The 15562-nt window shown below is 65.0% G+C and carries 11 protein-coding genes; 5 read left to right on the top strand and 6 right to left on the bottom strand.

Going from position 1 to position 15562, the window contains the following annotated elements; translation table 11 throughout:
• Positions 1-22: 22 nt before the first annotated feature.
• Complete coding sequence (locus tag ACE103_RS41915; RefSeq protein WP_375777705.1) at positions 23-1396, bottom strand: NAD(P)/FAD-dependent oxidoreductase; 1374 nt, start codon at positions 1394-1396, stop codon at positions 23-25.
• Between the two features lie 52 nt (positions 1397-1448).
• Positions 1449-2150: a GntR family transcriptional regulator gene (locus tag ACE103_RS41920; RefSeq protein WP_375777706.1), complete on the bottom strand. Its 702-nt coding sequence runs from the start codon at positions 2148-2150 to the stop codon at positions 1449-1451.
• A gap of 139 nt (positions 2151-2289) precedes the next feature.
• Between ACE103_RS41920 and ACE103_RS41925 the strand changes: the two genes are divergently transcribed.
• Complete coding sequence (locus ACE103_RS41925; protein WP_375777707.1) at positions 2290-3189, top strand: amino acid ABC transporter substrate-binding protein; 900 nt, start codon at positions 2290-2292, stop codon at positions 3187-3189.
• A gap of 75 nt (positions 3190-3264) precedes the next feature.
• Here ACE103_RS41925 and ACE103_RS41930 read toward each other — a convergent pair whose 3' ends face one another.
• From ACE103_RS41930 to ACE103_RS41940, 3 genes are all read right to left on the bottom strand, one after another.
• Entirely contained in the window at positions 3265-5313 is a 2049-nt protein-coding gene (locus ACE103_RS41930) for a TonB-dependent receptor (RefSeq protein ID WP_375777708.1), read from the bottom strand.
• A gap of 623 nt (positions 5314-5936) precedes the next feature.
• Complete coding sequence (locus tag ACE103_RS41935) at positions 5937-7433, bottom strand: NAD-dependent succinate-semialdehyde dehydrogenase (RefSeq protein WP_375777709.1); 1497 nt, start codon at positions 7431-7433, stop codon at positions 5937-5939.
• Between the two features lie 219 nt (positions 7434-7652).
• A complete protein-coding gene (locus ACE103_RS41940; protein ID WP_223971655.1) occupies positions 7653-7976 on the bottom strand; it encodes a hypothetical protein in 324 nt (107 codons plus the stop codon).
• 345 nt (positions 7977-8321) lie between these two features.
• On the opposite strand from ACE103_RS41940, the gene ACE103_RS41945 reads away from it, so the two are divergent.
• The gene (locus ACE103_RS41945) at positions 8322-9515 is read left to right on the top strand and encodes a serine hydrolase domain-containing protein (RefSeq protein ID WP_375777710.1); all 1194 of its coding nucleotides are present in this window, start codon (positions 8322-8324) and stop codon (positions 9513-9515) included.
• A gap of 147 nt (positions 9516-9662) precedes the next feature.
• The gene (locus tag ACE103_RS41950; RefSeq protein WP_375777711.1) at positions 9663-11363 is read left to right on the top strand and encodes an AMP-binding protein; all 1701 of its coding nucleotides are present in this window, start codon (positions 9663-9665) and stop codon (positions 11361-11363) included.
• A gap of 161 nt (positions 11364-11524) precedes the next feature.
• Here the strand turns inward: ACE103_RS41950 and ACE103_RS41955 are convergent, their stop codons facing one another.
• Positions 11525-12526 (bottom strand): adenosine kinase, encoded by a 1002-nt coding sequence (locus ACE103_RS41955; protein WP_375777712.1) that lies wholly within the window; start codon positions 12524-12526, stop codon positions 11525-11527.
• A gap of 249 nt (positions 12527-12775) precedes the next feature.
• Here ACE103_RS41955 and murJ point away from each other — a divergent pair, with 249 nt between their 5' ends.
• Together murJ and trpS are read left to right on the top strand one after the other, a co-directional pair.
• The gene (gene murJ / locus ACE103_RS41960) at positions 12776-14314 is read left to right on the top strand and encodes a murein biosynthesis integral membrane protein MurJ (protein WP_375777713.1); all 1539 of its coding nucleotides are present in this window, start codon (positions 12776-12778) and stop codon (positions 14312-14314) included.
• A 67-nt stretch (positions 14315-14381) separates the two neighbouring features.
• A complete protein-coding gene (trpS, locus tag ACE103_RS41965; protein WP_375777714.1) occupies positions 14382-15434 on the top strand; it encodes a tryptophan--tRNA ligase in 1053 nt (350 codons plus the stop codon).
• Positions 15435-15562: the final 128 nt, after the last annotated feature.

Raw genomic sequence — 15562 nt, forward strand, 5'->3', positions numbered from 1 at the left:
TTCAATCAGAACCGAAAATGCTCTAGAGCAAGCCGCTGGCGCTCGCCGCGAGCTCGTCCATCAGCGCCTTGTCCTGATAGCGCGCGAGCGAGAGGCTCGGGGCGAATCCGGGCGCCGGCGCGCCGACCACGGCGCGAGCGCAGAGGTCGCCGGTGGCGCAGGCGCCCATCGTGCCGTAACCCGACAGCGCGGTGGCGAGGAAGACGCCCGATGTCTTCGCCGCGCCGATCAGTGGCCAGTTCTCTTTCGTCATCGGATAGTAGCCGCCGTAATGCACGCGGTCGCGCGGCAACGCGCCGAGATACTGCGCGAGCCGTGGTTGCAGCCGGCTCGCAGCGCGCAGCACCACCTCGGGGAAATATGGGTTGAGCTCCGGCTCGCGCACCGGTGCCGTGGTCTGCTCGGCATTGAAGGCCCAGCCGAGCTTGATCCATTCGCCATGATCGCCGCCATCGGGCCGGCAATGGATGCTGCCCGGCATCGGCGCCAGCAGCTGCGCGAATTCCGGTGCCGCCGACAGTGCCTCGCGCTCGTCATCGGACCAAGCCAGCGTCTGGCCGTCGAGATCGATCGCAAACGGCATCTTGCGATCGACCGCGCGGTTGCGATCGGCGAACGCGATCTTCTGCTGCAGCACATTGACGATCGGAAGCTGCTCGCCATGCATCGCCGCGACATCCGCGGCGAACGGCCCCGCGGCATTGACGATGATGTCGGCCTTGATGGTCTGCCTCACGCCATCGGCCAGCACGTCGACGGCGAAGCGATCGGTCTTCGTGATGCCGACCACCCTCGCCTGCTGAAACTGCGCGCCGAGCGGGCGCATGGTCTCCAGCATGTACTGGCCGAGCTGCTGGCCGCTGATGTCGCCGGCCCGGCGGATATGCAGCGCGGTTGCGACCTCCTTGTCGAAGGTCGGGTAATGCTCCTGAATAAGATCGCGGCCGAGCAGGACGTCAACGCCGTCAGGTGCGCTCTGCCAGTCCGCCGAATGCGGCGGCAGGTAGCCGCGGCTTGCACCTTCATGCAGGCGGATCAGCTTTGCAGCCTGCTCGCCGTAGCCGGCGTAGAGCTGCTGCAGCAGTTCCTCAGGCTTCTCCTCACGCGTGACCAGCAGATATCCGCGTCGCGTCATGTGGATGCGGTTGTCGCTGCGGCGCGCGATCTCTTCCATCAGATCGGTAGAGTGATTGGTGAAGTCCGCCATCGTCGGATGCGGCCACCAGTTGCGGTAGTTCTCGCCTGATTGCGCCGAGGTCAGCGCCATCGGCTGGCCTTCGTCGACGATCAGCAGGCGCGACCGCTTGTGCTGGACGGCGAGGTAGTAGGCCGTGGCGATGCCGACGATGCCCGCACCGATTACCAGGATTTCGACGTCATTGGTCTTCACGCGCATTCTCCTGCGGCCCGCACCGGAGCCCGCAATGATTCAAACTGTCTCATGTCGATCAGACCGGGCGTTCGGGGCCCGCATCGCGCAACGCCTGGCGCTGCGCCGAGCGCAGCGTCTTCTGCGTCTCCTCGATGTGATCGCGCAGCAGGCGGACGGCCTTCTTGACCTCGCCGTCGCGGCAGAATTCCAGCAACCGATAATGCTCGCGCTGCGGACGCTCCTTGCCGGTCGCCTGCGACACCAGCGCCCGCGTGAAGCGGCCGACGTGGCCGTAATTCGCCTCGATCATGCCGAGCAGGCGCGGTCGGTTGCACGGCGCATAGAGCGTGGCGTGGAATTTCCAGTTGAAGGCGCCCCATTGCGCCGGATCGGGTTCGGCGTCGTAGGCACGGAGGATATTCGTCGCCGCCTCGAGATCGATCTCGCCCATGGCGGGGATCGCCAAGCGCAACGCGTGGCATTCGAGCGCGATGCGGATCTCGAGCAACTCGATCACCTCGTCGATCGATAGATCCGAGACGACTGCGCCGCGGTTGGGCAGGAAGGTCACAAAGCCCTCGGCCTCGAGCTGGCGCAGCGCCTCGCGCACCGGGATGCGGCTGGTGCCGAACCGCGCGGCGAGCTCGTCCTGACGAAGCTGCAGTCCGGGCGCGAGCTCGCCCGAGCTGATCGCGGCCCGTAGCGCCTCACGCACGGCGTCCGGCGCGGAACCGTGAGGTCCGGCCCCTCGATGGGTTGCGGCGGCTGCAGGTTCCATCCGGCATCTCTCTCGCTGGCGCCAAGCCATGGTATCCGACTTGGTCATGATTGTATAAAATCAGATTGCTGATTATGCAATCCTGTGTATAAAATCTTGACCGATCGTATCCAATTCTGCCGGCGTCCGCGAGCACCTCATGAATAAAGCACTCAAGCAATTGATCCACCTAGCCTTTCTTGCGGCGACGGTAGCGGCGCCGGCGCAGGCCCAATCGCCCGGCGGGACACTGGCCAAGATCCGCGACATCCGCGAGATCCGGCTCGGGCATCGCGACGTCTCGGTCCCGTTCTCCTATCTCGACGACAACCAGAAGCCGGTCGGCTTCGCGATGGACCTCTGCGCGCGGATCGTCGATGCAGTGAAGACCGAGCTCAAGCTGCCGGCGCTGCAGACCAAACTGCAGCCGATCCAGCTCTCCACCCAGATACCGCTGATCGAGAACGGCACCATCGACATCGTCTGCGGTCCCGCGACCAACACGCTGGAACGGCAGAAGGTCGTCGCCTTCAGCACCACCATCTTTGTGTCGAGCATCCGCGCGGTGGTGCGGAAGGATGCACCGATCAAGACCTTCGAGGATCTCGGCGGCAGGCCGGTCGCGCTGACTTCGGGATCAACCTCGATCGGACTGTTGAGCGCGCGCGCCCAGGCGAAGAATTTTCAGACCAAGAACATCCTGACGCCGGACCATGCCGCCTCGTTCCTCGCGCTGACCACCTCCCGCAGCGACGCCTTCGTCATGGACGACATCCTGCTCGCGAGCCTGATCGCGGGCAGCACCAATCCCGCGGACTGGCGCATCCTCGACGACAGCCTGCGTACCGAGCCGTACGGGCTGATCATCCGCAAGGGCGATCCGGAGTTCAAGGCGCTGGTCGACCGGACGCTGGTCGCCATGATGAAGAGCAATGAATTCCAGGAGCTCTACGCCAAATGGTTCACGCGGCCGATTCCGCCGAAGAACGTGAACCTGAATTTCCCGATGACGGCGCCGCTGAAGGACGCCGTCGCCAATCCGAACGACAAGGGCGTGTGACCGGCAATCGCCGGATCGCGACAACGGAATGGCCACAGCGCACCGGAGTGCGGCGCGCGATGGCCTTTCGCTATCCTAGAAATCGACCGTCATCGACAGCCACAGCGTCCGCGGCATGCCGCTGATCACGTAGCCGGTTGGATTGCCGATCCAATAGTGCTTGTCGAACAGATTGGTCAGTGACGCCCTGAACGTGGTCGGGCGCCCCGCGAGGGTCGTGGCGTAACGCGCACCGATGTCGAAAGTCGCCCAGGCGGGAACGCTCTGGATGTTGTCGGCGCTGACATAGGCCCGGCTGGTGTAGATGGCGCGGGCCGTCGCGGTGAGGCCGGGTACGAAGGGCGTATCCCACTCGACGCCGAAATTGCCCTGCAGATCGGGCGCGCCGATCGCGCGATTGCCGTCGTAGAGATGGCCCTGTGTCTGGGTGAGCCGGGCATCGAGCCAGGTCACGCCGCCGAGGACACGGACGCCGGGCGCGACCTCACCAAACGTATTGAGCTCAATGCCGCGGTTTCTCTGTTCGCCATCGAGGCTGTAGATCTTGGTGATGGGATCGATCACACCGCTCGGCAGGCTGATCTGGAACGCCGAGAGGCTCGCGCCGAAGCCTCCGAGATCGAGCTTTGTGCCGACTTCGACCTGCCGGGTCTTGAAGGGTGCGAACACCGTATTGGTATTCACCGCGCCGGAAGGCGGCGTCGGCCCCGGCGTCAGGCCTTCGATGTAGTTGGCATAGAGCGAGAGCTGTTTGACTGGCCTCACCACCAGCGCGATCGAAGGCGACGTTGCGCTTGCGTCGTAGTGCGTGGTCTCCAGGCCGCTGACGGGATCGAAGCTGCTCGCGATCACCTGCTGTTGGCGCGCGCCCACGATCACTTGCAGCATGCCGCCCATGGTGGTGATGGTATCGGCAACGCCGACACTGCGCAGCCCGAGGAATCCCGACTTGCCCTCCGGGAAGGTCGATACCGGGGCGCCCGCACTCGCCAACAAGGTCGGCCGGTAGATGTTGGTGAGGTAAGTCGCGTAGTTGGTCTGCCCGAGCCAATCGGTCCGGTCGAGCGCGCTGCCGCTGGCCACGACCTCATGGCCGACGGGTCCCGTGTCGAAACGCGCACGGACGCCCGCCTCGCCGGAGACGCCCTCCGACTTGCCGGTCTGGAATCGAGACGTGCCCCGGGCATCGCCCGCGGTGTTGAGAATGGTCGCGCCCGGATCTTCCTGCTTGTCGTAGCGGAACTGGTTGGCACCGATCGCGCCGAACACGGTGACGCTGTTGCTGAGATCGTATTCGGCCCTGGTCAAGCCGGTCAGGCTCTGCGACCGCGCACGGTCAAACGGCTGCGCGAGATTGATGCGCGGATCGGGGGCCCTCGGCATCGCGATGCCGGGCACCGGCGTGTAGCCACGCTGGGCCGCCTTCATCCAGTCGTCCTGGGAGATGATGTCCGCGGACCAGCGAAAGCGTTCGCCATGATAGTCGACGCCGAGCGAACCCACGCCGTTGCGCGTGGACTGTCGGTCGATCGAGGTGTTGCCGCCGTCGATCCCGCCGTTGAAGCGAACGCCCCACTCCTTCTGCTCGCCATAGCGGCGTGCGAGGTCGAGCTCCGTTCCGAAACGTCCATCGGAAATGTAGCCCGCGGTCAGCCGCGTGAGGTCTTCCGCCGCCCGCTTGGTCACGACATTGACCGTACCGCCGATGCTGCCTTGCGGGGCCATACCGTTGAGGAAGGCACCCGGCCCCTTGAGCAGCTCAATGCGCTCGATGGGAGCCGGGTTGATGCGATAGGCCGGAACGAGGCCGTACAGCCCATTCAACGCGATTTCGCTGTTCTCGACCCGGAAGCCGCGGATGGTCAGCGCGTCGTAGCGGTTGCTGCTGCCGATCGCGGCGCGCACCGACGGATCGGAATTCGTCAGCACTTCGGCAACACTGGTTGCCTGCTGATCGCGGATCGTCTTCTCGGTGTAGCTCGTCAGGCTATATGGCGTGTCCATATAGTCCTTGTTGCCGAGCAGGCCGAGTTGCCCGCCGCGCGCGACCTGGCCGCCGATATAGGGCACGGGCAACGCCGCCTGCTGCGCGCCGGCAGTGGGTGTGGCCGCGGGTGTCTGCACATGCTCACGCCTGCTCGCCTGATGCGATGCCGACGAGCGCGCCGACCGTGACGATGACGGCCTCCGAACCGGCGTGGCGCGATGCTGTGGCGCGGCCACGACAACCGGCGGAAGCGACGCAGCACCGCTTGCGGCTGGCTGTTCCGGCGACTGCGCGAGCGAAGGGACCGTGGTCAGGAGGAGCGACGCACACACGAGTCGGAATGCGCACGGAACGTTTGAAGTGACGAGCATAAGGTCCCCGGATTCTTGTTCTTGGTTTCGGCTCGAACATCGTCAGAGTTCGAGCGCGACCACCGGGGCATAAGCATCACGCGCAGTGACGCCAACTAGAACCTATCTAGGAAACGGGATGAAGCCTGCTGCGCGAAGCGATATCGACGCGGCAGATTCGATGATTCGAATTTGCTTCCGTTGCGTGGCATCGCGCGTACGCAGCTAGATTCTGAAAGCTCGCTTCGAGATTAGAAAGATTCTTGATGCGATCGCCGTCGCGATCGGAGCGCCATCATACGCGGTGAATTGTCGCACGCCGGCAGATGGAGCGATCGACAAGGATGATCGATGGGTTCGCCGGCATGCGTCCCCTCGCCGCAAGGGCGAAGGGACACGGTGCTCCGCGATCAGACGCCGGCCATCATCACGTATTTGATCTCGACATATTCATCCATGCCGTGGCGCGAGCCTTCGCGGCCGAGGCCCGATTCCTTGACGCCGCCGAACGGCGCGACCTCGGTCGTGATCAGACCGGAGTTGACGCCGACCATGCCCGACTCCAGCGCTTCGGCAACGCGCCAGACGCGGCCGATGTCACGCGAATAGAAGTAGGAGGCGAGACCGAACGGCGAGGCGTTGCACATCGCGATAACATCGGCCTCGTCCTTGAAGCGGATCACCGGCGCGAGCGGGCCGAAGGTTTCCTCCTGCGCAACGAGCGCGTCGGATCTCACGTCCGACAGCACGGTCGGCTCGAAGAAGCTGCGGCCGAGCGAGGAGCGCTTGCCACCGGTCACGACCTTGGCGCCGCCCTTCACGGCGTCGGCGATGTGCCGCTCGACCTTTTCGATCGCCTTCATGTTGATGAGCGGTCCCTGGGTCACGCCGGCCTCGGTGCCGTCGCCGATCTTCATCTCGGCGACCTTCTTCGACAGCTTCTCGACGAACTGGTCGTAGATCTTGTCCTGCGCGTAGAGGCGGTTGGCGCAGACGCAGGTCTGGCCCATGTTGCGATACTTGGAGACGATAGCGCCTTCGACCGCGGCGTCGATGTCGGCATCGTCGAACACCACGAAGGGCGCGTTGCCGCCGAGCTCGAGGCCGAGCTTCTTCACGCCGACCGATGCTTGGCGGTACAGGATCTTGCCGACATTGGTCGAACCTGTGAAGCCGACGAACCGCACCGCCGGATGCTCGCACAGCACCTGGCCGATCGGCGGCGCATCGCCGGTGATGATGTTGAGCACGCCCTTCGGCACACCGGCCTTCTCAGCCAACACAGCGAGTGCGAGCGCCGACAGCGGCGTCTCGTTGGCGGGCTTCAACACGACGGTGCAGCCCGCGGCCAGCGCCGGCGACACTTTTCGCGTGATCATCGAGTTCGGGAAATTCCACGGCGTGATGGCGCCGCAGACGCCGATCGGCTGCCGGATCGCGAGCAAACGGGCATCCGGGCGCTGGGTCGGAATCGTCTCGCCATAGACGCGGCGCGCTTCCTCCGCGAAGAACTCGACATAGGCCGCGCCGATATCGACTTCGCCGAGCGCTTCCGCCAGCGGCTTGCCCTGCTCGGAGGTCAGGATCAGCGCGAGATCCTCGCGGTTGGCGATGATCAGGTCGAACCATTTGCGTAGGATATTGGAGCGCTGCTTGGCGGTCAGCTTGGCCCAGGCCGGAAACGCGCGCTGGGCGGCCTCGACAGCCCTGGTCGTATCATCGGCACCCAGTTGCGGAATCCTGATCAGCTCGACGCCGGTCGCCGGATTGTTGACGGCGAATTCCGGCGTGCCGACCCAGGCGCCGTCGATGTAGCAGCGGTCGCGCAGCAGCGACGGGTCCTTCAGGCGGCTTTGCAGGGAGGTGGCTGCGGATTGCGTGGCGCGTGCGGCAACGGGCGGGGTCATGGCGTTACTCCTGGAATTTCTTTGGAAGGGTATTCGCCGCCTATATAGGCGGAAAGCCGCGGTGATGCACTGGCGGCCAGCGCGACCCTGCTTGGACGCAAACGCGGCGCCGTTGCGGAAGACTGTCGTTCCGGGATGTTCCCAAGGAACAGACCTCAGATGCGCCTTTGTGTATCCAAGGTTCGATGCCGTGCATCGCCCCGGAATGACAGCTCAATGTCAGATCGCGCCGCCCGACATGTAGGTTTCGCGGCGGCCGATCATGCGTTCGGCCGCGGCCTTGGCATCTGCCTTGGTCGAGGTCGCGCAGGTCCGGTATTCGAGGTCGGCCTGCGCCCGCGCGTCGCGGCGGCCGAACCAGGACTTGGCGCCGGTCTGCAGCAGCGCCAGCGCCTGGGCGACATTGTCGACGGCCTCAAACGAGTGCAGGGCGCCGGTACCCGCGTAGCGAACCTCATAAAGACCTGGGCTGATCGGCGCCTCGATATTCTCGCCGCGGCCCAGCCGCGGATAGCGCTTCCATTCACTCCATGTCGAAATCATTGCTGCGTCCCCGCAAGGCGCGAAATGACGAATCTTTTCGTCAAATCCATCCCAATTTGCCGCACCGTTTGTGCAGCGATCTGAATGCGTTAATGCAAATAATCAGGTACGGAAATCATTCCTTGATCACGTTACCGTGGCCGTCGTCGGAGGTCACCGGGACTTGTGCGGCGTCCACCGCAAAATCTGCGCGCGTGGTGAACATCTGTTGAGCACGGCCGTTTCTAATGGTCCGGCTGTCACGACATCGCGACATCATCGCATCGCGCCCGCCTTGCGGGAGCGGAAAAGCGGGAGGATGATCTCCGCACTTCAAAACAATAAACCCACCGGAGGAAGCCCCCAATGCAGAGCAAGGCTCAGATCGATCAGGTATTGCAGCAGAAGAGCGAGGCAAAGGAGATTCCCGGCGTGGTCGCCATCGCGGCCACCGGCAAGGACGTGATCTACGAGGGCGCGTTCGGCAAGCGCGACCTTTCCAAGAACGATCCCATGACGGCGGACAGCGTGTTCTGGATTGCCTCGATGACCAAGGCAGTGACCTCCGCGGGCGCGATGCAGCTCGTCGAGCAGGGCAAGCTCTCGCTCGATGAGCCGATCGGCAAGCTGTTGCCCGATCTCGCCGCCGTGCAGGTGCTCGACGGCTTCGACGCCAAGGGCGAGCCGAAGCTGCGGCCGGCGAAAAAGCCGATCACGCTGCGCCAGCTCATGACCCACACCGCCGGCTTCGCCTACGACATGTGGGACGCCGATCTCGGCAAATATCTCGAGAAGACCGGCACGCCGGGCATCATCACCTGCCTGAACGCCGCGCTGAAGACGCCGATCATGACCGACCCCGGCACGCGCTGGGAATACGGCACCAATATCGATTTCGTCGGCAAGGCGATGGAAGCGGCGTCCGGCAAGAAGCTCGATGCCTATCTGCGCGACAACATGTTCGCGCCGCTCGGCATGAGCGATACCGGCTTCAAGATCTCGGACAACATGCGCAAGCGGCTGGTCGGCATGCATGCGCGCGGCGAGGACGGCACGCTCGCCGCGATCCCGTTCGAGCTCGAGCAGAACCCTGAATTCCACATGGGTGGCGGCGGCCTCTATTCGACCGCGGCCGACTACCTCAAGTTCTGCCAGATGATCCTCAACAAGGGCAAAGGCAACGGCAACCAGGTGCTGAAGGCCGAGACCGTCGCGACGATGGGGCAGAACCACATCGGCGAGCTCACCGTCGACAAGATGACGACCGCGGCGCCGATGTACACCAACGACGTCGATCTCTGGCCCGACATCGTCAAGAAGTGGGGCCTGAGCTTCCTGATCAACACCGCCAAGACTCCGGAAGGCCGCAGCGCCGGCAGCCTCGCCTGGGCGGGCCTCGCCAACACCTATTACTGGATCGATCCGTCGCGCGACGTCTGCGGCGTGATCCTGACCCAGCTGTTGCCGTTCGCCGACAAGCACAGCCTGGAGGCCTTCGCCGGCTTCGAGAAGGGCATCTATGCCGGCCTCGACGCCGGCAGCGGACAGCGAGCAGCCTGAGGTTCCAGTCCAGCAGCAACAAATCCCTCCCCTCGCGGGGAGGGATTTTTCATACCCGCCATAGGTCGGGCCTGTCCTGCCGGCACCAAACGACTAAGATCGCGGAAAAAGCGCGACGACACGAACACGACCACGAGGAGGACGAGCTTGGCACCCACACCCAAGGCAGACAGCTATGTCTGCGGCATTTCCGATACGCCGCTGCTCGGCGAAACCATCGGCCGCAGCCTCGACCGCGCACGCGCGCGCTGGGGCGAGCGCGAGGCGCTTGTCTCGCCCAGCCACAATGTGCGCTGGACCTGGAACGAATTCGCCGCGCGCGTCGAGGCCCTTGCGGCCGGCTTCCTTGCGCTCGGGCTGCAACGCGGCGAGCGGATCGGCATCTGGTCGCTGAACCGGCCGGAATGGACGCTGACGCAATTCGCCGCGGCCAAAGCCGGCCTGATCCTCGTCACCATCAATCCCGCCTACCGGCTGAGCGAGCTCGAATTCGCGCTCGGCAAGGTCGGCTGCGCCGCGATCGTGACCGCGACCGCGTTCAAGACCTCGGCCTATATGGAGATGCTGAACACGCTGCTCCCGGAGCTTGCGAGCGCCGAGCCCGGCCATTTGCGCTCGGCGCGGCTGCCGCAGCTGCGCGCCGTGATCCAGATCGGCGGACCGGCGGCGCCTGGCACGATTCCGTTCGAGCAGGTATCGCAGATGGGCGGCGAGCGGCATCGCGAGCAGCTCGCGGCGCTCGGCGCAAGCCTGCAATTCGACGACCCCGTCAACATCCAGTTCACCAGCGGCACCACCGGCTCGCCGAAGGGCGTGACGCTGACCCATCACAACATCCTCAACAACGGCTACTTCACCGGCCGCGCCATGCGCCTGACCGAGCAGGACCGCATCTGCATTCCGGTGCCGCTCTATCACTGCTTCGGCATGGTGATGGGCAACCTCGCATCGGTCACGCTCGGCACCACCATGGTCTATCCCGGCGAAGGTTTTGATCCGCTGGCGACGCTTGCGACCGTCGCGAAGGAGAAATGCACCACGCTGTACGGCGTGCCGACGATGTTCATCGCCGAGCTCGACCATCCCGAGTTCAAGCGCTTCGATTTGTCGTCGCTGCGCACCGGCATCATGGCCGGCGCGCCCTGCCCGATCGAGGTGATGAAGCGCGTCAACACCGAGATGAACATGCGCGAGGTGACGATCGCCTACGGCATGACCGAGACCAGTCCGGTGAGCTTCCAGAGCGCGACCGACGATCCCCTGGAGCGCCGCGTCTCCACCGTCGGGCGCATTCATCCGCATGTCGAGGTCAAGGTCGTCGATCTCGACGGCAAAGTGGTGCCGCGCGGCGAACGCGGCGAGCTCTGCACCCGCGGCTACAGCGTGATGTCAGGCTATTGGGACGAGAAGGAAAAGACCGGCGACGTGCTCGACGCCAATGGCTGGATGCACACCGGCGATCTCGCCGTGATCGACGACGAGGGCTATTGCAACATCGTCGGCCGCATCAAGGATTTGGTGATCCGCGGCGGCGAAAATCTCTATCCGAGAGAGATCGAGGAATTCCTCTACCGCCATCCGAAGATCCAGGACGTGCAGATCTTCGGCGTCGCCGATCAGCGCTATGGCGAGGAGCTGTGCGCCTGGGTCAGGGTTCGCCAAGGCGAGACGCTGACCGCGGACGAGGTGCGTGCCTTCTGCCAGGGCCAGATCGCCCACAACAAGATCCCGCGCTATGTCGAGTTCGTCGAGGAATTCCCGATGACGGTGACCGGGAAGATCCAAAAATTCGTGATGCGCGACGCGGTCGAGCAGCGCCTGGGATTGAAGGCTGCGAAGACGGCGTGATGTCTCTTCTCCCTCACCCCGCTCTTGCGGGGAGAGGGTTGGGGTGAGGGGCCGCCTCCGCAAATTCGAAAGCAGTGAATACGCGGCGACTCCCCCTCACCCGGACCGCATCTGCGATGCGTTCCGGCCTCTCCCCGCAAGCGGGGCGGGGTAAGAGGCACTTAGACCAACAACCCCTTCCCCTTCGCCAGGTCCTTCAGCGACACCAGTGGCCGGGCGCCGATGTGCTGGATCACTTCGGCGGCGGCGAGGGCGCCGAGGCGGCCGGCGTTCTCATGACCGACATTGCGCACGAGACCGACCAGGAAGCCGGCGGCGAACAGGTCGCCGGCGCCGGTGGTGTCGACGAGCTTGTCGATCGGAGAGGCGGGCGCCGATACGACGGCATCGCCTGAGATCACGACACAGCCCTTCTCGCTGCGGGTGACGACCCCGAGTTTTGTGTCCTTGCCGAACTGCTTCAGCGCGGTGTCGAAATCGGAGGTCTGGTACAGCGAGTGCAACTCGGACTCGTTGGAGAACACGAGGTCGACGGTGCCCTTGCGCATCAAGGCGAGGAATTCGTCGCGGTAGCGATCGACGCAGAACGAGTCCGACAGCGTCAGCGCGACCTGGCGGCCCGCGCCATGCGCAATATCGGCCGCCTTCACGAACGCGTCCTTGGCGTTCTTCGGATCCCAGAGATAGCCCTCGAGATAGATGATGCTGGCGGCTGCGATCTGGGCCGGATCGATGTCGTCGGGCGTCAGGTCCTGCGCGGCGCCGAGATAGGTGTTCATGGTGCGCTCGCCGTCCGGCGTCACCAGGATGTAGCAGCAGCCGGTGGCCGGGCCGCTCTTGGCCGGCGCGGTGTCGAAGGCCACGCCGGCGGCGCGGATGTCGTGGACGTAGAGCTTGCCGATCTGGTCGTCCTTGACCTTGCCGACATAGGCCGCGCGGGCGCCGAGATTGCCGACGCCGACGATGGTGTTGGCAGCCGAGCCGCCCGACACCTCGGTCGCTACCCCCATGTCGCTGTAGATCGCGGTGGCGCGTGCCTCGTCGATCAGCTGCATCGAGCCCTTGGTCATGCCATGACGGGCAAGGAATGCCTCGTCGGTCTGCACCAGCATGTCGAAGATCGCGTTGCCGATCCCGAGAACGTCATATTTTGCGTCAGCCATAGACCTGCCCTGTGTTAACGCCACCCAACAAGAGCCGCGACCTATCACGTTAGGCCTCGGGGCAGCAAGGGAAGCTGAAGCTGCCTGTTCCCGTCATCCTGAGGTGCGGGCCTCTTGGCGAGCCTCGAAGGATGTACGGCCCGGCTAGTGGCCGATTCATCCTTCGAGGCTCGCTCCGCTCGCACCTCAGGATGACGAGTCTAGTAGAGTGCCGGTGGCAGCCAAGCACGCGGCTGCTATACAGGCGCCATGTTCCGCTCCTTCCTCACGGTCTCCTCGGGAACGCTGGCCTCGCGACTGCTCGGCTTCGTGCGCGATTCCGTGATCGCGGCGCTGCTCGGCGCGGGGCCGGTGGCGGATGCCTTTCTGGCGGCATTCCAGCTGGTGAATGTGGTGCGACGGCTGCTGTCCGAGGGCGGATTGAATGCCGCCCTGGTGCCGGCCTGGCTGAAAGCGCGCGACGCCGACGGCATGGCCGGGGCAACCGCGTTTGCCGGCCGCGTGCTGGGCACGGTCAGTACCGCTGTCATCGCGGCCGCGCTCGTGATCGGCGTGCTGATGCCGCTGGTGATCGCGGCAATCGCGCCGGGCTTCGTCGGCCGCGACACGCTGCAACTCGCCGTCGACAACGCGAGGCTGATGCTGCCCTATCTTGCCTTCGCCGGCCCCGTCACCGTGATGATGGCGCTGCTCAACGCGCAGGGACGCTTTGCGCTGACGGCGTTCTCGCCGCTGCTGTTCAACATAGCGCTGATCGCGGTGATGGCCGTGCTGCTGGCGCGGCAGCAGGAGCCGGTGCAGGCCGCGCTTGTCATGGCCGCGACGATCGGCGTCGCCGGCTTCCTGCAACTCTCGATGCTGGCGCTGCGCGGCGCGAAACTCGCCGCGCCGCTCCGCATCTCCTTCGATCCCGAGATGCGCGGCTTTCTCGGCCGCGCGGTCCCCGGCATGGTCGCGAGCAGCGCGCCGCAATGGCTTGTCGTGGCGGGCGCGGTGATCGCATCGACCTCGCCATCGGCGGTGTCCTGGCTCTATTTCGCCAACCGCCTGCTCGAGCTGCCGCTCGGCATTGTCGGCGTCGCGACGGGCACGGTGCTGATCCCGGAGATGACGCGCGCGGTGCGCAGCGGCGAGCATGCCGCGATCGCGCATGCGGAATCGCGTGGGCTCGAACTCGCGGTCGGGCTGGCGCTGCCGGCAACGCTTGGCCTGATGGTGCTGAGCGCGCCGATCATACGGATGCTGTTCGAGCATGGCGCGTTCACCGACCAAGATACCGCGGCCACCGCACAGGCCCTGATCTGGCTGACGCTCGCGCTGCCGGCGCATGTGCTGGTGAAGGCGCTGTCGCCGGCGTTCTTCGCGCGCGAGGACACGCTGACGCCGCTGTTTGCGACGCTGAAGGCCATCGTGGTCGCAATCGCCGCGGCCTTCCTGCTCGGCCATATGTTCGGCGCGAGCGGAATCGCCGCCGGCATCGCGCTCGGCGCCTGGAGCAATGCGCTGGCGCTGATCCGCAAGGGCGCTACGACCTTCGGCTTTTCGATCGATGCGGAGGCGCGCCGCCGGCTGCCACGCATCCTGGCCGCAGCGCTCGCGATGGGCGGCCTGCTCTGGCTCGCGGAAGGCGCGCTGCCGGCCGCCGGCCGCCACGGTTTCGTGCAGGCGGCCTCCCTTCTCGTGCTGATCGCCGCCGGCATCGCCGGTTACGGGCTGTTCTTGCAGCTTTTCGGCGTCACCGGCTGGCGACAGGCGGTTAACGCCGTCAGGCAAAGGCGCCCTGCCTGACTTGCGCGCGCAGGGCTTAAGTGGCAAACGACCCGGCAAAAGCAGCCCTATTTCCGGGAATTAGACCATGGCGTTCGTTGAACGGGTTTTCTCAGGCGTCCAGCCGACGGGCAATCTGCACCTCGGCAACTATCTCGGCGCCATCGTCAACTTCGTGAAGATGCAGCAGACCCATAACTGCATCTATTGCGTCGTCGACATGCACGCGATCACGCAGGGCGTCGAGGTCTGGGGCGGCCCGGCCGAGCTGGCGCGCAACACCCGCGAGGTGACCGCGGCCTTCATCGCCTCGGGCATCGATGCCAAGAAGCACATCGTGTTCAACCAGAGCCAGATCGCCGGCCATGCCGAGCTGACCTGGATCTTCAACTGCGTCGCGCGCATCGGCTGGCTGAACCGCATGACGCAGTTCAAGGAGAAGGCCGGCAAGGACCGCGAGAACGCCTCGGTCGGCCTCTACGACTATCCGGTGCTGATGGCCGCCGACATCCTCTTGTACCGCGCCACCCATGTGCCGGTCGGCGAAGACCAGAAGCAGCACCTGGAGCTGTCCCGCGACATCGCGCAGAAGTTCAACAACGACTTCGGCGATTCGATCCGCGGTCACGGTTTTGCCGACGGCCTGTTCTTCCCGCAGCCCGAGCCGCTGATCACGGGGCCGGCGACGCGGGTGATGAGCCTGCGCGACGGCACCAAGAAGATGTCGAAGTCGGATGCGTCGGACAATTCGCGCATCAACCTCACCGACGACGCCGACACCATCGCGCAGAAGATCCGCAAGGCGAAGACCGATCCGGAGCCGCTGCCGTCGGAGGAAAAGGGGCTCGAGACCCGCCCCGAGGCCGACAATCTGGTCGGCATCTACGCGGCGCTCGCCGGCGTCTCCAAGCAGGAGGTGCTGACGCAGTTCGGCGGCGGGCAGTTCTCCAGCTTCAAGAACGCGCTGGTCGAGGTTTGCGTCGCAAAACTGGCGCCGATCGCCTCCGAGATGAAGAAGCTGGTCGCCGATCCCGGCCACGTCGATTCGATCCTGATCGACGGCGCCAACCGCGCCCGCGGCATCGCCGACGAGACCATGCGCGTCACCAAGGACATCGTCGGCTTCATCCGCCAGCGCTGACATTACCGGCAGACCTGCGCGCGCCCTCTCCCCAACCGGGAGGGAGTGTGGCAGCATGGGCCTGGTTTGAGCATGATCTTTTCGGAAAGCCGCTGCGCACTTTTCCGGATCATGCCGTTGGTTCAGCA

This window comes from Bradyrhizobium sp. ma5, from assembly GCF_042258955.1.
Taxonomy (GTDB): domain Bacteria; phylum Pseudomonadota; class Alphaproteobacteria; order Rhizobiales; family Xanthobacteraceae; genus Bradyrhizobium.

What these genes read in the sequence shown, in the direction of transcription:
- ACE103_RS41925 (WP_375777707.1), top strand. Translation starts at nt 2,290, where the DNA reads ATGAATAAAGCACTCAAGCAATTGATCCACCTAGCCTTTCTTGCGGCG.
- ACE103_RS41920 (WP_375777706.1), bottom strand. Translation starts at nt 2,150, where the DNA reads ATGGAACCTGCAGCCGCCGCAACCCATCGAGGGGCCGGACCTCACGGT.
- ACE103_RS41915 (WP_375777705.1), bottom strand. Translation starts at nt 1,396, where the DNA reads ATGCGCGTGAAGACCAATGACGTCGAAATCCTGGTAATCGGTGCGGGC.
- trpS (WP_375777714.1), top strand. Translation starts at nt 14,382, where the DNA reads ATGGCGTTCGTTGAACGGGTTTTCTCAGGCGTCCAGCCGACGGGCAAT.
- ACE103_RS41955 (WP_375777712.1), bottom strand. Translation starts at nt 12,526, where the DNA reads ATGGCTGACGCAAAATATGACGTTCTCGGGATCGGCAACGCGATCTTC.
- murJ (WP_375777713.1), top strand. Translation starts at nt 12,776, where the DNA reads ATGTTCCGCTCCTTCCTCACGGTCTCCTCGGGAACGCTGGCCTCGCGA.
- ACE103_RS41940 (WP_223971655.1), bottom strand. Translation starts at nt 7,976, where the DNA reads ATGATTTCGACATGGAGTGAATGGAAGCGCTATCCGCGGCTGGGCCGC.
- ACE103_RS41935 (WP_375777709.1), bottom strand. Translation starts at nt 7,433, where the DNA reads ATGACCCCGCCCGTTGCCGCACGCGCCACGCAATCCGCAGCCACCTCC.
- ACE103_RS41945 (WP_375777710.1), top strand. Translation starts at nt 8,322, where the DNA reads ATGCAGAGCAAGGCTCAGATCGATCAGGTATTGCAGCAGAAGAGCGAG.